Here is a 25,225-nt window from a genome sequence, read left to right on the forward strand (position 1 = left end):
GGCACCCCGGCTCACAACTTCAGGTCGAGCAACCCATCACCCAGATCCTCGTCAGACAACGTCTGCTGGATCAGGGCCCGATGCGCCTGCTCGCTCCACAATTCGAACTTGTCGCCCATACCGAGCAATACCGCCTTCTTCTCAATGCCCACCGCACCGCGGTGGCTGGCGGGGATGCTGATGCGACCGTTGCCGTCCAGTTCCAGATGGGCGGCCGAGCCGACCAGCTTCTGCTGCAACAGGCGCACGACGCGCTGGGTGTTGGGCTTGGACATCACATCGTCGCGGACCCGCTCCCATTCCGACTCTGCATACAGCCACAGGCAGCCGGCTTCGAACGGGTTGTAGGTCAGCACGAGACGGTTGTTGCTGGCGCGCGCGACGAGGTCGCGGTAAGCGGTGGGAACCGCCATGCGCCCTTTGTCGTCAACTGTGATGGCCGTCTCGCCCTGGAACACGACGCCTGCACCTTGTCCTTCGCCCGGTGAAACATTGAACCACGAAAACCCACAAAACACCCGGATTTCCCTCTGATGCCCACCTTAGCAGCGGGCCGAGGGTTGTCAACAACTTTTCAGCGGGGAAATCGCCAGCCGCATCAATGGCTTGCAACAACCTTTAGAGAATTGTTCAAGGCTTATCCACAAGTTGCTGATCCGTCTCAATTTTTGAGATTGAACGGAAGTTCAGGGGCGTGGAGAGGGCGTGAAACATCGGCCGCGCATTCATCCGGAACGGGCCGGAAACGGCGCCGGACTGCGCAAACCGTGCACAATGAGGCCATGTGCCTGCTCGCTCTTGGCTGGATGCACCACCCGCGCTGGCGGCTGGTGATGACCGGCAACCGTGATGAGTTCCACGCCCGCCCGACGGCGGCGCTGGCCCCCTGGCAGGATGAGACGTCCGTCATCGGCGGGCGCGATCTGCGCTCCGGCGGTGGCTGGGCCGGGGTTGGCGCCTCGGGCCGGATGGCGGTGGTCACCAACGTCCGCGACCCGCTGGCGGCCCAGACCGGCCCGTCGCGGGGCGCGCTGGTGGCCGACTTCCTGCGCGGCCGCGACCCGGCCGCCGTGCATATCGACCGATTGGCGACCGTGGCTGGCGCCTATGCCCCGTTCAATCTGTTGCTGGCCGATAGCGACAGCCTGGAGTACCTCGGCAACCATCCCGCCGAACGGCAGACCCTCGGCCCGGGCGTGCACGGCATGTCCAACGGCGCGCTGGACGCACCCTGGCCGAAGACCCGGCGGCTGATGGCGGCCCTTGAAGCCTGGCTGCAAAAGGACGGGGTCAGATCCCTTTCGCACGGCGAAAGGGATCTGACCCCGGACCTGACCCCGGACCTGACCCCACTCTGGAATGCCCTGGCCGACGAACACCGCCCTGCCGACAGCGACCTGCCCGACACCGGCATCGGCCTGGAACGCGAGCGCTGGCTGAGCCCGGCCTTCATCCGTGGCGATGACTACGGCACCCGCGCCAGCACCGTGCTGCTGATCGACGCCGACGGCCATGGCGAGATCCACGAACGCCGCTTCGGCCCGCAGGGCGCTCCCAGCGGCCAGAGCCACGTCATTTTCTGACCCGGTCATGACGGCCCTTGGCCGGATGCTCTTGGCGGGGGGGGGGTAGTGCCGGCCGCTGGCCGGCAACCTCTGGATCTTCGGATGCAGCATGAAGTTGCCGGCCAGCGGCCGGCACTACCCGCAGCGTGCTGTCGCGATCCACGCGACGGCAGTCGTCATCGCAGCGGGCCTGAAACGTCATTCAGCTTCCAGCCGCGACCACGATCCGTCCGTGCCACAGGGGTTTCAGCATCACAGCCATCCGACTGTGCCCTTTTCGCAATCGGCACTGTGTCTATAAATGTCGCCCCTGACCTCCCAGGGTGATCGCGCCCGGCACCTCGCCGCGCCATCGACCGCAACCCCAAGGAGGCCCCATGCGTCGCATTCTCATCCTGTTCGCCACCCACCTGCTTGCTCTCGGCCTGGGCTTCGGCCTGGGCATCTATCTGCTGCCGATCCTGATCGCCCCCGATGACCCGCCGGTCACGCAGGTGCAGGCCGCGATGAACGACGCCACCTATCGCACCACCTTCCGTCGCGACCTCAAAGGCAGCGACGCGGTGCACTGGGCCGAAGGCAAGGTCAGCGTCAGCGCCACCCAGGTTGCCTTCGACGGCAAGATGGGACCGGGCCCGGACTACAAGGTCTACCTGGTCCGCGACTTCGTCGACAACAAGGCCGACTTCCTGAAGATCAAGGCGCAGGCCCAGCGCATCGGCGAGGTGAAGACATTCAACCGCTTCCTGGTGGATGTGCCCGCGAACGTGGACGTGGACGACTACACCACGGTGGTGGTGTGGTGCGAGCGCTTCTCGCAGTTCATTTCCGCCGGCCAGTACCGCACGCCGGGCTGAGGACAGCATGGGGTCGGATCCCTTTCCTCCGGAAAGGGATCCGACCCCGCAATCACGGTAGCTCCACGCCATGCGTGGAAGAAGAAGGAGGCGGAGCCGGCCGATAAGCCGGGTTCTGTCGTGGACAGTCATTCCTCTAGGCGTTACGTCACCGCAACGCTCAAGCAACCTACCCGGATCCAACGCGGGCCGCGCCAAAGGATCCCTATTTGGTCTTGCTCCAGGTGGGGTTTGCCGTGCCGGTCTGTTGCCAGACTCGCGGTGCGCTCTTACCGCACCATTTCACCCTTACCGGCCTTCCGAAGAAGACGTAGGCGGTATCTTTCTGTTGCACTTTCCGTCGGCTTGCGCCGCCCAGGCGTTACCTGGCACCTTGCCCTGTGGAGCCCGGACTTTCCTCGGCACCCCCGAAGGGATGACGCGACTGTCTGGCCGGCTCCGCCAGCGCATATTCTAGCGTACGCAGGTCCTTCCTGCCGTGCTGATCGCGGCGTCCGGTTCATCCATCCACGCATGGCGTGGATCTACTGCAGTAGCGCCACGCCATGCGTGGCTGCAGCAATCCATCAACTACCGTACAACGCCTTGCGCGGCGCGCCGGTCAGTTCCGCGGCCAGTTTGGCGGCGGTGGACGGTGGCAGGTGCTCGCTCAGCTTCGCGTAGACGCGGCGGCCATGTGCCAGCTGCGCTTGTTCGTCATCACCCGCGCCCTGCACCATCACCACGAACTCGCCCTTGCGCTGGTTGTCGTCGGCCTCGACCTTGGCCAGCAGGCCCGCCAGGTCACCATCGAGCACGGTCTCGAACAGCTTGGTCAGCTCGCGGGCCAGCACCGCCGGGCGTTCGCCACCGAAGATCGCCGCCATGTCGGCCAGCGATTCGGCGATGCGGTGCGACGATTCGTAGAACACCATCGTGCGCACTTCGCCGGCCAGCGCCTGCAGGCGGTCGCGGCGGCCGCTGGCCTTGGCCGGCAGGAAGCCCTCGAAACTGAAACGGTCGCTGGGCAGGCCGGCCACGCTCAGCGCGGCGATGGCGGCACAGGCACCGGGCACCGGGCTGACCTTGATGCCCGCCGCGCGCGCGGCACGCACCAGGCGGAACCCGGGGTCACTGACCAGCGGGGTACCGGCATCGCTGACCAGCGCCAGCGACTCGCCGGCCTGCAGGCGCGAGACCAGGCGCTGCGCCAGGGCCTCTTCATTGTGTTCGTGCAGGGCCACCAGTGGTTGCTGGATGCCGAAATGGGACAGCAGCTGGCCACTGCGGCGGGTGTCCTCGGCACAGATGGCCGCCACCGAACGCAGCACCTCCTGCGCGCGCGGGCTCAGATCGGCCAGGTTGCCGATCGGGGTGGCGACGACGTACAGGGTTGGGACACTCATTTCAGCGGTACTCACGGGGCAAGGGTAGAATCGTAGCGTGTACCCGGCCAAGGCCGCTGCCCTCATCGCATGGACCCGATCATGAACAAGCCCGCCGCACGGTTCTCCGCCCTGTCGTTGTCGCTGATGCTGCTGGCCGGTTGTGCCACCACCAGCCTGACCAGCACCCCCGATTCGCCGGCCCAGGGCCAGGCGCTGGCGCTGATCGAACAGGGCAAGCCGCGCGACGCCGCACTGCAGCTGGAAGGCCTGGCCGCCACGCTGCGTGGCGGTGCCCGCAGCAACGCACTGGCCGATGCGGCCTGGGCCTGGCATCTGGCCGGTGACAGTGCCCGCGCGCGCAGCCTGCTGGGCCAGCTCACCGCCCGCCAGCTGTCCGGCGCCAGCCTGCAGCGCTACCAGCTGACCGGTGCCGAGCTGGCGCTGGCCGACAAGCAGCCGGCGCAGGCGCTGGCCCTGCTGAAGGATCATGCCGACAGCGTTGCGGTCGGCCTGCGCACCCGCTGGCTGCTGGCCCGCGCCCAGGCCCTGCAGGGCACCGGCGATGCCTTCGGTGCCGCCAACGAGCGCGCCCGTGCCCATGCCGGCCTGACCGGCAGCGCGCGCAGCGAGAACCAGGCCGCCATCGCCGGCCTGCTCGGCACCCTCGACGACGCCACCCTGCGCAGCCGTGCCGCCGCGCTGCCGGCCAACGACCCGCTGTACAACTTCGCCGGCCGTGCGCTGATCGCGCGCGGCCTGCCGCTGCCGCGCCCGTTCGACCGCGATGGCGCGGCCCAGTTCGACACCAGCAAGCGCCCGCCGGCGATGAGCGACGGTTACCGCCCGCCGGCCAAGCTGGCCGTGCTGCTGCCGCTCAGCGGCCGCCTGGCCACCGCCGCGCAGCCGGTGCGCGATGGCCTGTTGAGCGCCTACTACGGTGAAAGCCGCCGCCGTCCGGACATCAACTTCTTCGACACCGCCGGCACCCCGGCCGGTGCCCTCGCCGCCTATGACAAGGCGGTCGCCTCCGGTGCCGACTTCGTGGTCGGACCGCTGGGCCGCGACGAAGTGGACGCCGTGTACGGCCGCCAGCAGCTGCAGGTGCCGGTGCTGGCCCTGAACCGTGGCAAGGACGCACCGCCGGCCGGCAGCGCCGGTTTCTCGCTGGCACCGGAAGACGACGGCATCGTCGCCGCCGAATACCTGCGTGGCCGCGAACGCAACCGCGCACTGGTGATCAGCAGCAATGACGACACCGGCCGCCGTTCCGCCGCCGCCTTCGCGCAGCGCTTCGCACAGCGCGGTGGGCAGGTGGTGGCCACCTTCAACGTCAGCGATGCCGTTGGCGATGTCGGCGCGCAGGTGCGCAATGCCGGCCAGGTCGATGCGGTGTTCCTCGCCGTGCGTGCACCGCAGGCCCGCCTGCTGGCGCCGCAGCTGGCGCTGGCCGGTGCCGGTGGCGCCACCCGCGTCGGCACCTCGCAGCTGACCGTCGGCAGCGGCAAGGTGGAAGAAGACGTGGCCCTGGACGGCATCGTCTACCCGAATGAAGCCTGGAACGTGCGCAGCGTGTCCGGCCTGCCCTCGGCCAGCCAGGTGGCCAGCACCCTGCCGAGCGCACGCGGTGCGGCCGGCCGCCTGTTCGCCTTCGGCGCCGACGCCTGGAAGATCACCGCCTATCTGGACAAGCTGTCCAACGAAGGCGGCCTGGACGGTGCCACCGGCACCCTGTTCCTGGACAGCAACGGGAACATCCTGCGCCAGCCGGCATGGTCGACCTTCAATGGCGGCCGGCCGATGCCGATCGTCGGTGGTCGCTGAGCGCAGCCAACGTGGCTCGGCGGTGGAAGCCGCCGCCGAGCAGCATCTGCAACAGGCCGGACTGCAGCCGCGCGCGCGCAACGTGCGTTATCGCGGCGGTGAACTGGACCTGGTGATGGACGATGCCGGCATCGTGGTGTTCGTGGAGGTGCGCTATCGCGCGCGATCAGAGTACGGTGGCGGTGCCGCTTCAGTCGATGCGCGCAAATGCCGGCGCCTGGCGCATGCCGCGCAGCTGTACCTGCAGGACCACCCCGCGCTGGCCAATGCGCCCTGCCGCTTCGACGTGGTGGAAGCCAGTGGCGAACCGCCGCAGCTGCATTGGCTGCGTGACGCATTCCGGCTGGATGATTGCTGATGTGTACTGTCCGCCTTGGTAGAAGCCGACCTTGGTCGGCGCGTCTGTGCCAACCAAGGTTGGCCCCCGCCAGAGCGCAGCCTGGCCGGCACTACCATGGTGCGTGACTGATGCCTTCGATCATCACCCATGCCGCCGTGCCGCTGGCGCTGTGGTGCGCCGCTGATCGTGGCCGCATCCCGCCGCGCCTGCTGGTTGCAGGCGTGATCGCCGCGATGCTGCCCGATGCCGATGTACTGGCCTTTGCGCTGCACATTCCCTATGCGGATGCCTTCGGCCATCGCGGTGCCAGCCATTCGCTGCTGTTTGCCGGCGTGCTGGCGGCATTGGCGGCGGCGTTGGCGTTCTTTGGTAGTCGCCGACCTTGGTCGGCGCAGCACAGCTCCGGTAGTCGCCGACCTTGGTCGGCGGTTTCGTGCCAACCAAGGTTGGCACCTACCAAGGCAGGGCCAACGGTGGCATCGACCGTACAAGCCGCTGTATTCGTCTTCGTCTGCGCCGCCAGCCATCCACTGCTGGATGCGATGACCTCCGGCGGCCTCGGCGTCGCACTGGCCTGGCCGTGGAGCGAACACCGCTTCTTCGCACCGTGGCGACCGATCCGCGTTTCACCCTTCGCCCCACAGTTCTTCAGCGCACGCGGCGTGGCTACCCTGCTCTCCGAACTGCGCTGGGTGTGGCTGCCACTGGCCGGCGCCGTTGTCGCCTGGAAACTGATCCAACCCGCTCCTGCTGCCTCTCGAGATCCGTCATGAGTCCTGCCCTGCCTGCTGCCCTGGTCGCCGAACTGTCCACCCTGCTGGGCGCGGAGGGCTGGCGCATGGATGACAGCGCGCTGGAGGCCAACGCACAGGACAATTCATGGCGCCGCCAGCGTCCGGCAGCCGTGGCGCTGCCCGCCGACGTCGAACAGGTTCAGGCACTGGTACGTGCCTGTCGCGCGCATGGCGTGGCGCTGGTCGCGCGCGGCGCCGGCACCGGCACTACCGGTGCAGCCGTCCCGCAGCCGGGCAGCATCGTGCTGTCGTTCACCCGCATGGACCGCATCGTCGAGATCCGCGCCGGTGATCGCTGCGCGGTCGTGCAGCCCGGCGTGCTCAATGGCACCCTGCAGCAGGCACTGGCCCCGCATGGCCTGTTCTGGGCGCCGGATCCTTCCAGCGCCGAGATCTGCAGCATCGGCGGCAACCTCGCTTGCAATGCCGGCGGCCCGCGCGCGGTGAAGTACGGCACCAGCCGCGACAACGTGCTGGGCCTGGTGGCGGTGACCGGCACCGGCGAGGTGATCCGTTGCGGCGGTGCCTACACCAAGGACGCCACCGGCTACGACCTCACCCATCTGCTGGTGGGCAGCGAAGGCACGCTGGCACTGATCGTGGAAGCCACGCTGAAGCTGACCCCGTTGCCGGTCAGCCAGGCCGGGCTGCGCGTGCTGTACCGCGATGCCGATGCTGCTGCGGCCGCCGTATCGCGGTTGATGTCGCAGCCGGTGGTACCCACCCGCCTGGAATTCATGGACGCGCGCAGCCTGGAGCTGCTGCGGCTCAATGGTGCTGACGTGCCGGAGGCCGGTGCGATGCTGCTGGTCGAGGCCGATGGTGACCACGACACCCTGCCCTATCTACTGCAGGCCCTGGCCAGCGCCGCCGAAGGCGGCGGCATGATCGAACTGGACGTAGCGATGGAAGGCCGCGCACGCGACCAGCTGTGGGCGGCGCGCAAGGCGCTGTCGCCTGCGCTGCGCAGTGTGGCGCCGGGCAAGATCAATGAAGATGTAGTGGTCCCGGTGTCGCGCATTCCGGAGCTGGTGGCCGGCGTGCAGGCGCTGGCACGTGACTACACGCTGACCATCGTCACCTTCGGCCATGCCGGCAACGGCAACCTGCACGTCAACATCCTCTACCACCCGGACGATGCCGACGAGAACACGCGCGCGCATGCCGCGCTGCCAAGGATCTTCGAGCTGACGCTGGCATTGGGCGGCACGTTGTCGGGCGAACACGGCATCGGCCTGGCCAAGCGCGATTTCATGGCGCAGGCCTTCACCCCGGAAACGCTGGCAACGATGCGCGCGATCAAGGCCGCGCTGGACCCGGACGGCATCCTCAACCCCGGTAAGGTGCTGCCGCCGGCATAGACTGCGCGCACTCCTGCGCGCTCCTGTAGAGCCGAGCCATGCTCGGCTCCTCTTCGACCAGATCGCGATGTCGCCCGCGCCATGCGCGCAAGCCGAGCGTGGGCTCGGCTCTACAACAACGTGTCGTTCACCTTCGCGCTCCTGTAGAGCCGAGCCATGCTCGGCTGCTCTTCGACCAGATCGCGATGACGCCCGCGCTGTGCGCGCAAGCCGAGCGTGGGCTCGGCTCTACAACGACGTGTCGTTCACCTTCGCGCTCCTGTAGAGCCGAGCCATGCTCGGCTGCTCTTCGACCAGATCGCGCAAGCCGAGCGTGGGCTCGGCTCTACAACGACGTGTCGTTAACCTTCGCGCTCCTGTAGAGCCGAGCCATGCTCGGCTGCTCTTCGACCAGATCGCGATGACGCCCGCGCTGTGCGCGCAAGCCGAGCGTGGGCTCGGCTCTACACCGTCTTGTCGGCTGCGATATCGATCAGGGTCTGCCGGAAACTGGGCAGCAGCACGCGGTTGCCATGCCCGCTCAGGTGATCATTGTCGAAGAACAATGGTTCGCCGTCTTCCACCGCCGAACAGGCCTGCGGCCCACACAGCAGCGGCAGCGGATCCCACAGGGTGAGCGATGGATGGTGCGCTGCCAGCTCGGCCAGCAACGCCATCTGCGGCGCCCGCAGCATTTCCAGATCCGCACGCGGCATGCTCAGACCGCCGGCACACGCCGGATTGCGGCGGTTGAACCAGTCTGAACAGCGGTACGCACCGGCCTTGAACAGCGGCAGCGGTGCGTCGATCACCACCTGTACGCCCAGCTTCTGCAAACGCCCCAGCACGCGTTCGGCTTCGTCGCGTGCAGCCTGTGCATGCGCGGGCGTGCGCTCGGCCAGCAGCTGTCGATAGATCTGCTGTGCATCCTGCCGCTGCCAGTCGAACCCACGCAGTTCCGGCATGCGCAAGGCCGCCAGCAGCACGATGTCACCCGGGCGCGCCTCGCGTTCGATGGTCGACAGCGTGTCTTCAATGAAGTCCTGGCAGTCGGCCGGGCTGGCCCGCAGCAGGTTGACGAAGCTGCAGCCGCCGCGATCCTGCTGGCGCACCTCCATGCCGGTCTGCCGCGCGACCATGCTGGTCATGGTGCGATACGCCGCCGCATGCGAGTCGCCGGCCACGAACAGGCGCCGCCCTTCAAGCGCCGGCGCACTCACCGGTTCCAGCGGGCGCCACGCCGGGTAGCGACGCGCCTGCCATGCGTAGCCGTTGCGGGTGACGCTGAGCGAGACCTGCTCGTGGTACTCGACCGTGGCCCAGGCGCCGGCACCGCACAGCGCCACCAGCGGAAACGCCATCGCCAGCACCTTGGCCGGTGCCAGCCGCAGCAGCGGCGCCGCACTGCGCAGCGGGCGCTCGATGAAGTGGTAGGACGCGGCAGACACCGCCAGCAGCAGCACCGGATACAGCCACAACGCGACGCCATGCAGGCCATACGTCCAGCGCAGCAGCACCAGCAGCGGCCAATGCCACAGGTACAGCGAATAGGACAGCCGGCCCAGATAGGCCAGCGGTGCGCAGCCCAGCGCACGGGCGATGCGCGATGACCCCGCTGTCGACACGCCCGCCAACAGCAGCAGGGTACCGGCCACGGTCGCCAGCACGCCCGGCATCGGCATCGCCAACTGCGGGACGATCAGCACACCCGCGGCCAGCAGCGCCAGGCCCGCCACGGCAGCCGCGTCGCTGCCCTGGCGTGGCGTACGTTTATGCATCCACTGGTAGAGCAGCGCACCCGCGGCCAGCTCCCAGAACCGCGCCGGCAGCAGATAGAACGCCGACGCCGGCGCCGATTGCGCCTGCCAGCCCGCCCACGCCAGCGACAGCACGGTGAGCACCGGCAACAGCCAACGCGACCCCGGCCAGCGCTCGCGCCCGCGCAACCACACGAAGAACAACAGCGGGAAGACCAGGTAGAACTGCTCTTCCACACCCAGCGTCCAGGTATGCAGGAACGGATTGAGTTCAGCGCCGGGCGAGAAGTAATCGTCCTGCTGGCCGGCCAGCACGATGTTGCTCAAGCCGACCAACGCGGCCCAGCCGGTCTGGTCGAACTGCTCATTGCGCCACGCGCGGGGAATGAACAACGCCGACAGCACGAAGGTCGCCATCAGCATCACCAGCAGCGCCGGCAACAGGCGCAGCACGCGACGCCGGTAGAAATCGAGCAGCATCGCACCCAGCGATGCTTGGGCGCGCGAGGCCAGCGACTGGCTGATCACGAAGCCGGACACCACGAAGAACAGGTCCACACCGGTGAAGCCGCCGGGCAGCCACGTCGCGTTGGTGTGGAAAAGGACGACGGCCAGCACCGCCAGTGCACGCAGGCCATCGATGGCGGCGTTGTGGGAACGTTCGGGAGAGGACACGCGGGCAACCGGCAGAAGAAAGGGCGGCAGCATCGCCACCGTTTGCGCAGTCATTCAATGGACAATCGCGACAGACGTGGACAACGTTCAGGTCCAGTCCCGGATCGGCGCGATTGTAGAGCCGAGCCCTGCTCGGCTGACCTTCGTCCAGATCGCAGTGAGCCGAGCATAGGCTTGGCTCTACAGCAGCAACTGGGGGTCAGAGCCCATTGCCTTGGCAATGGGATCCGACCCCGCTTCATGCGCTTACCAGGCCATGCGCAGACCCAGCTGGCCACCTACGTTGCGGTAGCCATGATCGCCGCGCTGCACGCTCACGCCACCCCACGCACCCCAACGCTGGCCCAGCCTCAGCTCGGCACCGGCCTGCACTTCATAGCGGTTGCGCGGCACGTCCGCACCCAGCGTGTCGCCGTTGAACTGCAACGTACTGGTGCCGCTGCCACGCAGCCAGTTCACGCCCAGGTACGGCTGCACGGTGTTGCCGGCGGCCGTGCCATGGCCGAACACGCGCACGCCCAGGCGCCCGCTCAGGCCACCGGCGTCGGCGTGGTCAATCACCGTGCCGTTGCTCTCCAGGTGGCGATCGGCCCGGAAATCGACATGGCTCAGCTGCAGCTGCGGCTGCACGTACAGCGCGCTGGCGTCGCCCTGCCATACATTGAAGGTGTAGCCGGCCTCCAGCGACGCACTGGCCATGCGCGAGTCGTAGTGCTCCGGCGCCAGGCCGATGCCCTGCACCCGGTTGTCGAAGCGGCCGTACTGCAGGGCCGCATCCACATATGCGCCCCGCGTACTGTCTGCATCCTGCATCCAGGTGCCGTACACACCCACGGCGCTGCCACGCACCCGGCCCTTGGCGCTGTAACCGGTCAGATCGGACACTACGCTGCTGTCGGCGCGGCCGCTGCCCAGCATCACACCGGCAACCGCGTTGCCACGCTGCAGCAGGTCAGTGCCGATCTGCAGCACTGAGGCAGTGCCGTCCACCGACAACTGGCCACCGACCGCACTGAAATCAGCCTGGTTGCGGCCTACGCGTGCCCAGGCCTGGCGCTCGCCGTCCATCGAACGCGCGCCATTACGCTCGTGCATGCGGTGCGCGAACAGGTTGATCGCCGCCGACTGGTTGGCCAGGTAAGCCCCCGCTTCCGGGCGCAGCACCGGTGGCGGCAGGCCCGGATCGCCCGGATCAGTCGGATCAGTCGGATCAGTCGGATCAGTCGGATCAGTCGGATCAGTCGGATCGGTTGGATCCGGATCCGGGCCCGGATCGACCACGCACCCCGGTGCGGCCGGGTTGTCCTGGCAGATATCGAACCACTGCGAACGCAGGTACCAGTTGCCATCGGAAGGATCGGCCAGGCCGCCCTGGAACAGGAAGTATTCGTACGATCCGCCCACCGCGCGCCCGCTCAGTGCGTAGCTTGCCAGTGATGCACCGTCGACCTCGATCAACGGGATGCCATCCACCGTCGGCGCACCCACGCCACCGATGTTCTTCACCGCGATCAGCGCATCACCGTTGGTATCGCCGCGCACGTGCAGCCGATCCATCGCACTGTCATCGCCGGCCAGCGCGCCCTGGAACAGGAACGTCGCCCCTGCGCTATGCAGGTCGCCGTCCACGGTGAGGGTATTGAAGCGACCACTGCCGTCGGACAATGCCACGCCACTGTTGAGCACCTGCAGTTCGCCCACCGTGGCATCACCGGTCAGTGTCCATTGGCTGCCACTCTCGATCGCCATCGTCTGCACCAGATCCGACGAACCCTGCCATAGCGATCCATCCGCCAGCCGCACATGCACGTCCGACTGTGGCGGCAGTCCAGCGTCCTCGTCTTCCGGAGTAATGACGATGTCACCCACCATCTGCGAGCGCCCCTCCAGCAGCACGTCGAAACGCCCGGACACCGCCGCATCCAACGCCAGCGCGATGCCATTGCCGCCCGATACCACCGCACCGTTGGACAATGTCAGGCCCGGGTCGCGGCTGCTGCGCACCCACACACCACCATGCTGGACGCTCACCAGCGAGCCGCCGTCGATACGCATCCGACCGTTGTCATTGATCACCGCCGCCCACGCGCCCTCGCCTTCGGTGCGTACATGGGTGTTGTTCAAAGCGATCTGCCCAGCACCACCGGCAATGACACCGTGCGAGGATCGGCCGACGGTCTGCAAGCGGCTGTCGACCAGCGTGACGGTCCCGCCGGTGCGCGCAATCGCCGCAGCAGACCCATCACCTTCGGTCAGCACCTGGGTATCGACCGCCTCGATCCCGGGCTGCCGCCCCGTGCCGCCCTGCGCATACAGACCATGGGCAGAGTGCCCCCCTGTACACAGGTTGGTACTGAAAAGCTGCGCGCTGCCGCCTCGTGCATCAAGGCCGAGCCCACCGTCTCCCTGGGCCACCACTGAAGACTCACTCAGCACCAGCGTGGAATCGTTCGGCATCCAGATGGCGGTACCTGCAGACGTTGCAAGCGAGCTGCGCTCCACTGTCACGACGTTGCCTCGGCCATTGATATCCAATGCGACCAGCTCGCTGCGGACACTGCTGTCACGCAGGTTCACGCTGCCATTGTCCATCAGCCTCAGTCCCGTATTGCCGGACAGCTCGCTGCTCTGCACGTCCAGCGCACCACCTGACTGATCGACGGCACGACCATGGGCGCCCTGCACGCTGATGCGGCTGTCGGAAACGTTTACGCTGCCTCCCATCGCCAGACCGACGGCGGCGTCACCGCGCATGTCGATGTCCACACCCTTCATCACCAGGCGCGCGCCGCGATGCGCCGTTGCGGCCACACCCGAATGACCCACGCGTCCAATGCTCGCGTCCTGCAGGACGACCTCGGCCGTGCCGGTCGCCAGGACACCATTGCCCGCGTCACCCGCCATGTCGATGTGGACCCCATCCAGCGTTGCTGTGCCCGCATTCGCATACAGACCGTAAGTACCGTAGCGGTTCACCTGCAACTGAGCGCCCTGAACCTGCAGCGTGCCCCCCATCAACCGCAGCGCATCGCCGCCAGTGCTGCGGACCTGCACGTTTCTCAGCACGGCATCCGCCCCCTGCACCTGTACCCCGTGGGCGCTGTTGCCGCGTGTCTCGATCACTACATCGGCGGCCTCCAGCCGGGCGCCCGTAGCAACTGACGCGCCTGCTGCGGAGATGCCGGTGGTGCTCACCGATGCGCCCTGCAACGAGATCAGGCTGCCGGTACCTTCGGCGTGCGCAGCGTGCGCTCCGCGTCCTTCGGTGGAGAGGTTGACCGGCCCTGTCGGAAGAATGCGGCCGCCGTTGACTGCGTAGAAGGCATGCCCCGACGGGTCGCCCGGCAGCACCGGCTCAGTGGTGTGGTAATCGCCTTCGGCGGGCATCTGGTCGTCGCCGTCGGCCACGATCTGCTGGGCCGAGGCGGGAATGCTTGCAAGCAGTGCAATGGCGAGGGCGGCGGCCAGCGCATGGTGGCGTGGGGTGGGTGTGTGCATGGGGTTGCTCCTGAAAGGAGGCGCCATGCTCGTCATCTCCGTTCACTGCCTCCATCGAATCACTTGCAACTCACCTGCGACAGGCTGTCGCAGTGCTGGCTGAAAGCTGAAGGCGCTACCGGTGTTCAGTGTGCTTTACAACTTTTTGCATGGGTTCGGCCGGGCTGCGCACAGAGACTGGCGCCAGTCCGGTAGAGACACTTGACTTCGCAATTGCCCGCCCTTCACGCCATCGTCACAGAGATGAAGGATATACGGCACGTCGTCTGAATGCGGTTGCGTCGTGTCGCGTCTCTTCCCCTTCTCCGACACAAGGATTCCCCCATGAAGCGCACCGCCACCGCCTCCCATCCTCCGACGCCGCGCCTGTTGTTCCGCAGCCTGCTGCTGGCACTGGCATCCCTTCCCTCCGGCGTCGCCCTGGCCGGTGATCTCGATGGCCAGACTGCGGAGGTCGGTGCTGGGGATCCGGTCGAAGCGTGGACGTTGAAGAACGGCTCGCTGCTGACCGTGAACGGAGGAGCGACCCAGACCATTCTGGCCGATGACTCACGCGTAACGCTGGTTGCTTCGACGGTCTCGCGCAAGCCATCGGGCGACTACGCCGAACATGCCGTAAAGCTGGATGGAAATTCGCTGCTGGACGCGCGTGACAGTACTTTTGTGGGGAACCTGCGAGTACACGATCAAGCGCAGGTTACGCTTTCCGGCTCTCACGTTGTGGTCTCGCCCGGTGCAGGCCAGCAACCTGGTGACAGGCAGTCCGTAGGCCTGGGTTTTTCCGGGATGAGCGTTGGCAGTGGGCGCATCCTGCTCGACGCAAGTACCGTCAGGGTTGATGCCCTGCCCACGAGCAGTGGCAATCCTCTCTCGGACGGCGTGGGGGCACTCATGACCCATGGCAGTCTCGTGCTGCACAACCGCTCCCGTATCGATGCCGAGAATCATGGTGTTGTCATCTCGCCAGTCGCAAACGGACAGAACTTCGAGGTGCATTTGGACCGTTCAACCCTGTCGGCCAAGAGCGCGGCAGCCATCTGGGTCCATGGCCGTGCCAGTGATGCTCACATCGATGTCGCCGTTGCCAACGGCAGCCAACTGCATGGAGGGGATGGAATTCTCATCCAACTGAAAGGGCGGACCGCTGTCGCAGCTGGCCGCACCACAGTCGATTTCACTGTCGATGACTCGCGCATCGCTGGCGATGTGGTGCTGGACACGACAACGGTCCCCAACGGCATGATCAACGTGGAACTGCGCAACAAGGCACAGATCGACGGCCGCTTCTTCAACGTCACCTCGGCCAGCATCGACGGCGACAGCACCTGGCTGATGTCCGGCGACAGCACTGTCGGTCATCTCGCGCTGGGTAGCACCGGTACGGTGGCGCTGGGCAATGGCAGTACGTTCAACACGCTCACCGTGGATACCTTCGACGGGGCCGGTGGCACCCTGCTGTTCAACACCCAGCTGGGCGACGACAGTTCGGCCACCGACACGCTGATCATCAAGGGCGACGCCAACGGCCAGGCCAACGTGCGTGTGCTCAATGCCGGCGGCGCAGGCGCCAAGACCGACAAGGGCATCGAGCTGATCCGTGTGGGCGGTGCGTCCAATGCGCAGTTCGACCTGCAGGGCCGCGCGGTGGGTGGGCAGTACGAGTACTTCCTGTTCAAGGACGCGACCAACGGCGGCTGGTACCTGCGCTCGGAACTTGCCGGGGCGCCGGATCCGTGTGTGATCGACCCGACGCTGCCGGAGTGTAAGCCGGTCGATCCGGTGGACCCGGTGGATCCGGTGGATCCGGTGGATCCGGTGGATCCGGTCGATCCGGTCGATCCGGTCGATCCTATCGACCCCACGCCGGTGCTGCGCCCGGAAGCCGGCGCGTACCTGGCCAACCAATTCGCGATGGACCAGCTGCTGCGCCATGGCTGGCGCGACCGCCAGGGCGGCAACACCTCCGCCATTGATGGCGTGCGTGGCTGGGCCCGCGTGGACGCTACACAGAGCAAGCTGTCGGCGGTGGAAGACCAGCTGGACCTGCGCGTGGACCGCTCGCGCGTGCAGCTGGGTGCGGACATCGGCGTGTTCGACAACGGCCAGGGCCGCGTGGGCGTGATGGGTACGCTGGCCAAGTCCGACGCCACTTCACGTTCACAGCTGACCGGCTACAGCGCACGCGGCAAGCTCAACGGCGGCGCGCTGGGCGTGTACGGCAATTGGAGCAACGATGCACTGTATGTGGATGCCAGCGTGCAGCGCGGCCACTTCCGCAACCGCGTGCAGGGCGAAGGCCTGGCCGAGGAACGCTACGACTCGGACATCTGGCAGAGCTCGCTGGAAGCCGGCTACCGCTTCGGCATCGGCCAGATCGGCAGCACCGCGCTGAGCTTGCAGCCGGAACTGCAGCTGGTCTACACCGACGCCAACACCGATCGCCACGAGGAAGCCAACGGCACGGTGGTGCGCAGCCTGGGCGACAGCGGTCTGTCCGGCCGCGTGGGCCTGCGCCTGCAGGGCGAAGGCCGCAGTGCCGCCGGCGCGTCGGTCAGCCCGTATGTGGTGGCCAACTGGTACCGCGATGGCGCCAGCAACGGCATGGCGTTCGACGATGAAGCGCTGAAGGCCGGCGTGCCGCGCAGCCGCTACGAGTTGAATGCCGGTGCGCGCGTGGACTTCCGTTCCGGGCTGAGTGCCTGGGGTGGCTTCGGCGTGATGCGCGGTGACCATGGTTACCGCGAAGCGACGGCGAACCTGAGCATGTCGTACAAGTGGTGAGGTAGAAGCGCGTTCTACTTTCTGTAGAGCCGAGCCATGCTCGGCTGCTTCTCGATGAGATTGTGATGAGCCGAGCGTCGGCTCGGCTCTACACGAATGTCGCGATTGCCACGCTGTGGCGTGCGCCGCGCGATTGCAACGCTTTCGAACTTTCCAACAATTCTCATTGGTAGCACTGGCACTTCATGCAAATCATGTAGCGCCACCGACAACGGGTGGCACGGGCTTCCAATCCCGTTAGGTTGATGTGTTGGTTACGCTTGCCTGCCGGCGCCGCTCTTTCCTTGTTGGGTGGCGTCGGCAGGCATTCTGTCCGCGCTTACATGGCGGGCGGTGCGTGGGGGCCTCGTGCCCGCCGGCGCTTCTACATCGACCTCCGGTATTGGAACCACGCACCGTCCGCCACCCTCGCTGTTAAGCAGGGTGGCCCCTTGCCGCTTGCACAAGGACGCCGCCATGACCGCTTCCCCTTACCCGCACCTGTTCGCCACCCTGGGCGAGGCCGCCACGCGCCTGCCCGATGACCTGGCCCGCACGCTGGAAGACACCATCGTTGCGCTGCAGACCGGTAACAGCCCTGGCGCCATCACCCTGCAGGCCTGCCTGCAGTACATCCGCCAGGGCGATGCCGCCGACGGCCAGCCGTGGCCCGGCCACAACCGTACGCCTGGTCAGCGGCTGGCCTTGGCGCGCATCGACCGCGCCAATGCGGGGCTGAGTTTCCTGCTGGAACTGCTGCACGCCACTGAACGCGTCCGCGTGGACGGGGATATTGATCAGCAGATAGGCGATGGCGCGCGCGAGGGCCTGCTACTGGCCTGCCGTGGATTGGCCGAGTATGTGGATGTGCAGTTGCGGGCAGTGTAAGCATCCAACAAGGAGAAGTGCGGGGTAGCGCTCAGTTCAGTTGCACGCTGCGTGCAATTCCAACGATTCCGATGGCTCATCATCACAGGAGCACCAATAGTGCGCACTTCTTTTCAGGGAGTGCCCGGATGCACAAGATGATGATTCCGCTTGTCCGCTATGCACAGTTCAATGGCCGCGCCAGCCGCGGTGAGTTCTGGTGGTTCCAGTTGTTCATCATGATCCTGTTGATACCGTCGAATGTGCTGGGCTTCATTGCTGGCTACACCGGTTCAAGCACGCTGGCACTGATATCGACGGGCGTGGGCGCGTTGGTGTGGCTGGCGATCATCGTGCCGATGATTGCAGTGACCGTGCGCCGCCTGCATGACACCGACCGTTCAGGCTGGTGGTACCTGCTGATGCTGGTGCCGATTGTGGGCCTGGTGGTGCTGGTGTTCCTGCTGCTACCCGGCACGCCGGGCAACAACCGCTTCGATACAGCGGTTCCGCACGTGTAACCCGCCCGCGTTGGTGGGTGTCGACCTTGGTCGACCCGCTGTTGGCACGGGCGGCTGACACATCCGTGCCAACCAAGGTTGGCACCTACCAGAGCAACACCAAGGTGTTCCCGCCTGGGTAGGTGTCGACCTTGGTCGACACGCTGTTGCCACGCGCGGCTGACACATTCGTGCCAACCAGGGTTGGCACCTGCCAGAGCAACATCGAGGTGTTCCCGCCTGGGTAGGTGTCGACCTTGGTCGACACGCTGGTTGGCACCTACCAGAGCGCACCAATGCGCCTCCGCTTTGGTAGGTGTCGACCTTGGTCGACACGCTGTTGGCACGGGCGGCTGACACATTCGTTCCAACCAGGGTTGGCACCTGCCAGAGCAACACCGTTGTGCCTCCGCCTGGGTAGGTGTCGACCTTGGTCGACACGGAGTTGCCACGCGCGGCTGACACATTCGTGCCAACCAGGGTTGGCACCTGCCAGAGCAACATCGATCTGACCCCACACCGGAAGCTTGGCACCCAGCAGTGCAGTACCGCTGCGGCTACGCGAAGTGCTGGTAACCGCCGTCGGCGGCTTCGCCATCCACATGCACGCCCTGCCCTTCGGCAATCCGACCGATGCGGGTGAGCGGCACGTCCAGCGATTCGGCGAGGTAGTGCAGTGCGTCGCGCTGGTCGGCGGCGGCGGTGAAGCACAGTTCGTAGTCGTCGCCCCCGCGCAGTGCGCAGTCGCGCGCAGTGTCGCGGCCGAGCAGCTCACGCAGCGCGTGCGAGATCGGCAGCGAATCGGCATCCACATGCGCGGCCACGTTGCTACGCGTGGCGATATGACCGAGGTCGGCCAGCAGGCCGTCGGACACATCCACCGCCGCGTGCGCGAAGGCCCGCAGGCGCAGGCCCAGGGTCACGCGCGGCGTCGGCCGCAGCAGGCGCAGGCGCAGGCTTTCGTAGTGGGCCAGCAGCGTGGCGGTGGCGATGCTCAACGCACCTTGTTGCCACAGGCGCAGCGCGCCGGCGGCATCGCCCAGCGTGCCACTGATCCAGATGTCATCGCCTGCCTGTGCGCGGTCGCGCCGCAGGGCCTGGCCACGCCCGACCTGGCCCATCGCGGTCACCGACAGCGACAGCGGACCGCGCGTGGTGTCGCCACCGATCAGCGCGATGTCGTGCTGGTCGGCCAGGGCGAAGAAGCCATCGGCAAAGGCCTCGATCCAATCTTCAGACGCTTCCGGCAGTGACAGTGCCAGCGTGCACCACGCCGGGCGCGCGCCCATCGCGGCCAGGTCCGACAGGTTGACCGCCAGGGTCTTCCAGCCGATGTCGAAGGCAGGCGTCTCAACCGGGAAGTGCACGCCGCTGTTGAGCGTATCGGCGGTGACCACCAGTTGCTCGTTGGCACGCGGCTGCAGCAGCGCGGCGTCGTCACCGATGCCGAGCAGGATGTCGTCGCGCTCGAGGGTGCGGGCGCGGATGCGGTCGATGAGGGCGAATTCGGCCAGGGACATGGGGCGTTCTGCTTTTTTGTAGAGCCGAGCCATGCTCGGCTGCAGTTCGATCACGCGCCGCATTGCCGAACGCAACCGTGCGCTGCACGGTGAGCCGAGCATGGCTCGGCTCTACAGAAATCGGGTCAGTGACCCGATTCGACCTTGCGCCATTCCACGGCGGCACGATCCAGCACGCCGTTGACGTAGGTGTGGCCGTGTTCGGAACCGAAGCGCTTGGCCGATTCGATCGCTTCGTTGATCACCACGCGGTATGGCACGTCCAGGCGGTAGCGCAGCTCGTAGGCGGCCAGGCGCAGCACCGCGCGTTCGATCGCGTCCACTTCCTCGATGCCACGGTCCAGGTACGGGCCGAGCGCTTCATCGATGTCACGACGGTTGTCGAGCACGCCGTGCAGCAGCGCCTCGAAGTACGCCAGGTCAGCGATTTCACGGGCCTGCTCGTGGGCGAACTGGGCGATGAGCGACTGTGCGTTGCCGCCGGAGATCTGCCAGGCGTAGATGGCCTGCACGGCACGACGGCGGGCGCGCGAGCGCAGCACCGGATCGACGCCATCGCGGCGGACGGGTTTACCGGAGGGCTTGCCCTGGGTGTTCTTGTTCATGGCAGTTGCTCCAGCAGATTGACCATTTCCAGTGCGGCGAGTGCGACTTCCTCGCCCTTGTTGCCGTGGCTGCCGCCTGCGCGCGCCTCGGCGTCTTCAACGCGTTCCACCGCCAGCACGCCGTTCAGCACCGGCACGCCGAAATCCAGCTGCACGCGCATCAGGCCTTCGGCGCAGCGGTCGGCCACGTGTTCGTAGTGGCGGGTGTCGCCACGGATCACGCAGCCCAGGGTGAGGATGGCGGCGTGTTCATGGGCGGCGGCCAGGCGCGCGGCCACCAGCGGCAGTTCCCAGGCACCCGGCACGCGGATCACGTCGATGTTGGCTTCGGTGATGCCGTTGCCGGCCAGGCTCAGGCGCGCGCCTGCGACCAGCGCGTCGGTGATGCGGGCGTTCCAGCGGCTGGCCAGGATGGCGAAGCGCGCCGACTCGGGAGTGCGAAGATCGCCTTCGTAGTGGCTCATATGCGGCTTGGGGACTCGATAAGGGGGTAATTCTAGCGTGGATGGGCCCCGGCCGTGGCTGGCGGGGGCCCGCAGGGTGTGCCGACCAACGGTCGGCACCCACCGGTGGCATGGGGTCGGCACCCACCGGTGGCATGGGGCCGGCACCCACCGGTAGTGCCGGCCGCTGGCCGGCAATCCCCCATTACAGGGTGACCGTCTGCACCACTTCCAGGCCGTAACCGGCCAGGCCAACCTGGCGGCGCGGGGTGCCCAGCACCCGCAGCTTGCCCAGGCCCAGGTCAGACAGGATCTGTGCGCCGGCACCGTTGCGGCGCCACTGGCCCACATCCTTGTCCTTGCCCGGCACCACCGGCGCCGGCTGCTGGCGCAGGCGGGCCAGCAGGGCTTCACCGTCGCGCGGGGCCGACAGCACCACCATCACGCCGGCGCCCTCGGCATCGATCGCGCGCAGGGCATCGGTGGCCGCCACGCCGAAGTCGTCGCGGCGCCAGTGCAGCAGGTCGGCCAGCGGGTTTTCCACCTGCACGCGCACCAGGGTCGGGGTGTCCGCATCCGGCGTGCCACGAACCAGCGCGAAGTGCAGGTCGTGGGCGATGCGGTCGCGGTAGGTCACCAGCTTGAACGGACCGAATTCGGTGTCGATCTCGCGCTCGTCCACGCGCTCGACGGTCTTTTCGGTGGCCAGGCGGTAGGCGATCAGATCGGCAATGGAGCCCATCTTCAGGCCGTGCTCGCGGGCGAACACTTCCAGCTCCGGGCGGCGCGCCATGCTGCCATCCGGGTTCAGGATCTCCACCAGCACGCCGGCCGGTTCCAGCCCGGCGAGCATGGCCAGGTCGACGCCGGCTTCGGTGTGGCCGGCGCGGGTCAGCACGCCGCCCGGCTGGGCGATCAGCGGGAAGATGTGGCCCGGCTGGTGCAGGTCCGACGGCTTGGCATTGGGCTTTACCGCGGTGCGGATGGTATGCGCGCGGTCATGCGCCGAAATGCCGGTGGTGACGCCCTCGGCGGCCTCGATGCTGACCGTGAAGTTGGTCTGGAACTGGGCGGTATTGGCCTGCACCATCGGCGCCAGGCCGAGGTCGGCGGCGCGGCTGCGGGTCAGCGGCAGGCACACCAGGCCGCGGCCGTGGGTGACCATGAAGTTGATGTCCGACGGCTTGACCAGCTCGGCGGCCATGATCAGGTCGCCTTCGTTCTCGCGGTCTTCGTCATCGACGATGACCACCATGCGGCCCAGGCGGATGTCTTCCAGGATTTCCGGAATCGGGGCGAAGTTCATGCTGCGTCTCCCTGTGGGTGCTGACCGTTGCTCGGCACACCCATCAATCGCTCGACGTAACGGGCCACCAGATCGATTTCCAGATTGACCGCGCTGCCCACGCCGGTGGCGGAGAAGGCGGTGTTGGCCACGGTGTGCGGGATCAGGGCGACTTCAAAACCGTCGTCGTCCACTTCGTTGACGGTGAGGCTGACGCCGTCAACGCAGATCGAGCCCTTCTTGGCGATATAGCGGCGCAGCGAGGCCGGCGCGGCGAAACGCCAGCGCTGGGCCCGCGCGTCGTCATGGATGGACAGCACCTGGCCGAGGCCGTCGACGTGGCCGCTGACCAGATGGCCGCCCAGGCGGTCGGTCGGGCGCATGGCGCGCTCCAGGTTGATGACCGCCCCTTCGCCCAACTGGCCCAGCGTGGTCAGGCCCAGGGTCTCGGTGGAGGCATCGGCCTGGAAGCTGCTGGCGTCGAACGCGATGACGGTGAGGCAGACGCCGTTGATGGCGATGCTCTCGCCCATCTGCACGTGGTCGAACGGCAGATTCCCGACGTGGAAGGTGAAGCGGACATCGCCGCCGATGGATTCGCGTGCGGCCAGACGGCCGACGCCTTCGATGATTCCAGTAAACAAGTAACGTTCTCCGCGAAAAGTGAGCGAAAAACGCCGCAAGGCAAACAGGCGGGCGCAGGGCCGCGAAGGCCCTGTGGCACCGTCTTCTTTCATCCGGACTATGACCGTCGGCTCCGGCATTGGACCGGATCTGCTGACCCCCGGCCGTGGGCCGGGGCGCTCGCGGGCTCGTGCTTGCGCACCTACCGCCGGTGGGGAATTGCACCCCGCCCTGAAGACGTTTGTGTACCGGCGAACCGGCGCGGCTAGTGTACCAGCCCGTGCTGAACGGGGTGGGATGCCCGGGGTCGGATCCCTTTCCGCTGGACGGGGCTCTGATCCCGGCCCTCTCGAAATCGCTACGGGTCAGAGCCGTTTTCCGACGGAAAACGGATCTGACCCCGATCCAGGCCCGCTCGCACTCTGATGACCGGGGTCAGATCCCTTTCCGCAGGAAAGGGCTCTGACCCCGGGTCCCTCGAAATCGCGGAGGGGTCAGAGCCGTTTTCCGACGGAAAACGGATCCGACCCCGATGCAGGCCCGCTCGCATTCTGATGACCGGGGTCGGATCCCTTTCCGCAGGAAAGGGCTCTGACCCCGGGTCCCTCGAAATCGCGAGGGGTCAGAGCCGTTTTCCGACGGAAAACGGATCCGACCCCGATGCAGGCCGGCTCGCATTCTGATGACCGGGGTCGGATCCCTTTCCGCAGGAAAGGGCTCTGACCCCGGCCAAGCCAGACCAGCTTGTGACGGCCGTCTCTCGCATTTTGTAAAACTTTCATTAAAATCCGCAGCGGACGACATGAGGTCGCCACGGGCAGCCGCGAGGGCAGGCCCGCCAATGGACTGAAATTCACAGGAATTCCCATGCGCAAGATCCTGATCGTGGCCGCCCTGCTGGCCGCTGCTCCGTTCTCGGCTTCGGCCGACGCCCTGAGCTACACCTACGTGGAAGGTGGCTGGACCCAGGTCCAGGTTGACGACAACGTGCTGGACGACCCGAAGGTCGACGGTGGCTACCTGCGCGGCTCGGTCGCGCTGGCCGAGCAGGTCTACGTGTTCGGTGGCTGGTCGCGCACCAGCAAGACCCGCCACTACGGCGAAGACTCGCTGAAGCTGGAACTGAACCAGCCGGAGCTGGGTATCGGCTACCACATGCCGTGGACCGACCGCCTGGACTTCACCGCCGATGCCGCCTGGGTGCGCCAGAACGCCGAATCGACCCTGCGCTACGACGGCGTGCGTTACCACGGCAAGGACCACACCAACCTGGGCCGCGTCACCATGGGTATCCGCGGCAAGCCGTCGCGCATGACCGAAGCCTGGGCCAAGGCCGGTTACATGGATGGCGGCAACAACTACAAGGGCACCTGGGTCGGCACCGTCGGCGGCCAGGTCAACTTCACCAAGACCTGGGGTGTAGTGGGCGAGATCGCCGGCTACCGCGACGTCACCCAGTACTCGGTCGGCGTCCGCGCCAGCTTCTGATTTACCGATCGCTCCTCGTCGTGCGATCGAACGGGCCCCGCAAGGGGCCCGTTTTTTTTGGGCCCGCGCGCGCCGGCAGGCGGCCACAGGCACCAACGGGCCTGCGCAAAGATGCGCTACGCTTGCGCGCCTCTGGAACAGGAAACACCGTCATGAAGACTCCCTTGCGTACCCTGCTGGCCAGCGCCCTGCTGGCGGCCCCGCTGCTGGCCGGCGCCGCCCCGGCCACACTGACGCCCGAACAGGCTTTCGACCTGTACGCACGCGTGCTGCTGGAAGATGACGCCGTGGCGACCCGCGCGCTCAACGATGCACTGAAGCCGGCGTTCGAAGGCCAGGACGCGGTGACCCCGAACCCGGGTGCGCTGGCCAAGGCGCTGGCCGAACCGTGGCAGGTCGTGCTTGCCAGCACCGGCGCAAAGGCCGACGCGGCCGCCAGCGAAGCGCTGTATGCCAAGGCCCTGCGTGATTCGAAGTGCCGCGCCAGCAAGAGCGTGATTGAAGACAACGAGTACGTGGAAGACCAGAAGCTGGCGCGCATCACTTTCAGCTGCCAGGTGCCCGACCTCGGCAAGGTGCGCCCGCTGTTCGCCGCCAGCCTTGCAGCCGACGCCAGCCCGGCCGCGCGCAGGCAGTTCACCGACGCCTACACCCAGGCGCTGCAGAGCGGTGCGCGCGTGCCGGTCAGCGGCACCTTCACCCTGTACCCGGCCAAGGACAACGGCTACTGGTACAGCGGCAACTTCGACGATCTGGTGGGTACCGTGACCGGCGCGCTGGCACCGTTCGAGGACTGGATGCAGGACGCGCAGGCGGCCAGCGCACCGAAGGTGACCGGCGCACCCGGCTGTGACCTGCTGCTGCAGCAGCACCGCGCCTGCGTGGCGAAGATCGCGCCGGACCAGATCAGTGGCGTGGATGCCATGACCGAGGAACTGAAGGCCAAGGCGAAGGTGAAGTCAGCCGAAGACATGACGCAGGAATGCAAGGCACTGCGCCCGATCGCCGAGATGATGTGGACCGACGAATGCGCGTAAGTGCGATGTAACGCCGAGCCTACGCGCTGCCCAGCGTTGCCGACGGCAAGGGCAACTGCATTTTCAGAACCCTTGCATGGCC

The 25,225-nt window shown here is 66.9% G+C and carries 20 protein-coding genes, 1 other RNA gene and 1 riboswitch; of the genes, 11 read left to right on the plus strand and 10 right to left on the minus strand.

Features of this window, described 5'->3' with window-relative positions; all coding sequences use genetic code 11:
• Positions 1-11: 11 nt before the first annotated feature.
• Positions 12-458: a division/cell wall cluster transcriptional repressor MraZ gene (mraZ, locus tag AC5P56_RS08145; RefSeq protein ID WP_004143635.1), complete on the minus strand. Its 447-nt coding sequence runs from the start codon at positions 456-458 to the stop codon at positions 12-14.
• 324 nt (positions 459-782) lie between these two features.
• Between mraZ and AC5P56_RS08150 the strand changes: the two genes are divergently transcribed.
• Positions 783-1,583 carry an NRDE family protein gene (locus AC5P56_RS08150; RefSeq protein WP_495231529.1) on the plus strand — a complete coding sequence of 267 codons (801 nt, stop codon included), beginning with the start codon at positions 783-785 and terminating at the stop codon, positions 1,581-1,583.
• 359 nt (positions 1,584-1,942) lie between these two features.
• Complete coding sequence (locus tag AC5P56_RS08155; protein ID WP_049405822.1) at positions 1,943-2,422, plus strand: DM13 domain-containing protein; 480 nt, start codon at positions 1,943-1,945, stop codon at positions 2,420-2,422.
• 88 nt (positions 2,423-2,510) lie between these two features.
• On the opposite strand, the gene rnpB is transcribed toward AC5P56_RS08155, so the two are convergent.
• Together rnpB and rsmI are read right to left on the minus strand one after the other, a co-directional pair.
• An RNA gene (gene rnpB / locus AC5P56_RS08160) (RNase P RNA component class A) lies at positions 2,511-2,862 on the minus strand.
• 126 nt (positions 2,863-2,988) lie between these two features.
• Positions 2,989-3,807, minus strand: coding sequence for a 16S rRNA (cytidine(1402)-2'-O)-methyltransferase (gene rsmI, locus AC5P56_RS08165; protein WP_014645933.1), 819 nt, complete (start codon positions 3,805-3,807; stop codon positions 2,989-2,991).
• 81 nt (positions 3,808-3,888) lie between these two features.
• Between rsmI and AC5P56_RS08170 the strand changes: the two genes are divergently transcribed.
• From AC5P56_RS08170 to AC5P56_RS08185, 4 genes are all read left to right on the plus strand, one after another.
• Positions 3,889-5,610: a penicillin-binding protein activator gene (locus AC5P56_RS08170; protein ID WP_032956659.1), complete on the plus strand. Its 1,722-nt coding sequence runs from the start codon at positions 3,889-3,891 to the stop codon at positions 5,608-5,610.
• Positions 5,600-5,968 (plus strand): YraN family protein, encoded by a 369-nt coding sequence (locus tag AC5P56_RS08175; RefSeq protein WP_041864068.1) that lies wholly within the window; start codon positions 5,600-5,602, stop codon positions 5,966-5,968. Before AC5P56_RS08170 ends, AC5P56_RS08175 begins: the two co-directional genes overlap by 11 nt.
• 110 nt (positions 5,969-6,078) lie before the next feature.
• Entirely contained in the window at positions 6,079-6,723 is a 645-nt protein-coding gene (locus AC5P56_RS08180; protein WP_049440207.1) for a metal-dependent hydrolase, read from the plus strand.
• Positions 6,720-8,105, plus strand: coding sequence for an FAD-binding oxidoreductase (locus AC5P56_RS08185; protein ID WP_288496476.1), 1,386 nt, complete (start codon positions 6,720-6,722; stop codon positions 8,103-8,105). Before AC5P56_RS08180 ends, AC5P56_RS08185 begins: the two co-directional genes overlap by 4 nt.
• Before the next feature lie 443 nt (positions 8,106-8,548).
• Here the strand turns inward: AC5P56_RS08185 and AC5P56_RS08190 are convergent, their stop codons facing one another.
• Positions 8,549-10,570: an acyltransferase family protein gene (locus tag AC5P56_RS08190; protein ID WP_495231530.1), complete on the minus strand. Its 2,022-nt coding sequence runs from the start codon at positions 10,568-10,570 to the stop codon at positions 8,549-8,551.
• A 192-nt stretch (positions 10,571-10,762) separates the two neighbouring features.
• Positions 10,763-14,014, minus strand: a complete 3,252-nt coding sequence (locus AC5P56_RS08195; RefSeq protein WP_495231531.1) for an autotransporter family protein — start codon at positions 14,012-14,014, stop codon at positions 10,763-10,765.
• A gap of 324 nt (positions 14,015-14,338) precedes the next feature.
• Between AC5P56_RS08195 and AC5P56_RS08200 the strand changes: the two genes are divergently transcribed.
• The 3 genes from AC5P56_RS08200 to AC5P56_RS08210 all read left to right on the plus strand — a co-directional run bounded on the left by AC5P56_RS08200 (position 14,339) and on the right by AC5P56_RS08210 (position 18,162).
• A complete protein-coding gene (locus AC5P56_RS08200) occupies positions 14,339-16,795 on the plus strand; it encodes an autotransporter family protein (protein ID WP_495231532.1) in 2,457 nt (818 codons plus the stop codon).
• Between the two features lie 456 nt (positions 16,796-17,251).
• On the plus strand, positions 17,252-17,662 hold the full coding sequence (locus tag AC5P56_RS08205) for a hypothetical protein (RefSeq protein WP_134808501.1): 411 nt from the start codon (positions 17,252-17,254) through the stop codon (positions 17,660-17,662).
• A gap of 128 nt (positions 17,663-17,790) precedes the next feature.
• Positions 17,791-18,162 (plus strand): DUF805 domain-containing protein, encoded by a 372-nt coding sequence (locus tag AC5P56_RS08210; protein ID WP_164077310.1) that lies wholly within the window; start codon positions 17,791-17,793, stop codon positions 18,160-18,162.
• 536 nt (positions 18,163-18,698) lie between these two features.
• Here AC5P56_RS08210 and thiL read toward each other — a convergent pair.
• From thiL to AC5P56_RS08235, 5 genes are all read right to left on the minus strand, one after another.
• The gene (thiL, locus tag AC5P56_RS08215) at positions 18,699-19,661 is read right to left on the minus strand and encodes a thiamine-phosphate kinase (RefSeq protein WP_495231533.1); all 963 of its coding nucleotides are present in this window, start codon (positions 19,659-19,661) and stop codon (positions 18,699-18,701) included.
• A gap of 125 nt (positions 19,662-19,786) precedes the next feature.
• The gene (gene nusB, locus AC5P56_RS08220) at positions 19,787-20,266 is read right to left on the minus strand and encodes a transcription antitermination factor NusB (protein WP_005408062.1); all 480 of its coding nucleotides are present in this window, start codon (positions 20,264-20,266) and stop codon (positions 19,787-19,789) included.
• Positions 20,263-20,730, minus strand: a complete 468-nt coding sequence (ribH, locus tag AC5P56_RS08225) for a 6,7-dimethyl-8-ribityllumazine synthase (protein WP_005415267.1) — start codon at positions 20,728-20,730, stop codon at positions 20,263-20,265. The genes nusB and ribH overlap by 4 nt, the downstream gene beginning before the upstream one ends.
• Before the next feature lie 184 nt (positions 20,731-20,914).
• Positions 20,915-22,015: a 3,4-dihydroxy-2-butanone-4-phosphate synthase gene (ribB, locus tag AC5P56_RS08230; protein ID WP_111206811.1), complete on the minus strand. Its 1,101-nt coding sequence runs from the start codon at positions 22,013-22,015 to the stop codon at positions 20,915-20,917.
• Positions 22,012-22,638, minus strand: a complete 627-nt coding sequence (locus tag AC5P56_RS08235) for a riboflavin synthase (RefSeq protein WP_014645921.1) — start codon at positions 22,636-22,638, stop codon at positions 22,012-22,014. The genes ribB and AC5P56_RS08235 overlap by 4 nt, the downstream gene beginning before the upstream one ends.
• 77 nt (positions 22,639-22,715) lie before the next feature.
• A riboswitch (FMN riboswitch) is annotated at positions 22,716-22,861 on the minus strand.
• Between the two features lie 624 nt (positions 22,862-23,485).
• Between AC5P56_RS08235 and AC5P56_RS08240 the strand changes: the two genes are divergently transcribed.
• Together AC5P56_RS08240 and AC5P56_RS08245 are read left to right on the plus strand one after the other, a co-directional pair.
• Positions 23,486-24,106: a hypothetical protein gene (locus tag AC5P56_RS08240; RefSeq protein ID WP_014645920.1), complete on the plus strand. Its 621-nt coding sequence runs from the start codon at positions 23,486-23,488 to the stop codon at positions 24,104-24,106.
• A 152-nt stretch (positions 24,107-24,258) separates the two neighbouring features.
• Positions 24,259-25,143, plus strand: a complete 885-nt coding sequence (locus AC5P56_RS08245) for a hypothetical protein (protein ID WP_495231534.1) — start codon at positions 24,259-24,261, stop codon at positions 25,141-25,143.
• Positions 25,144-25,225 lie beyond the last annotated feature (82 nt).

The organism is Stenotrophomonas sp. YJH_SMC_131 (assembly GCF_059367975.1).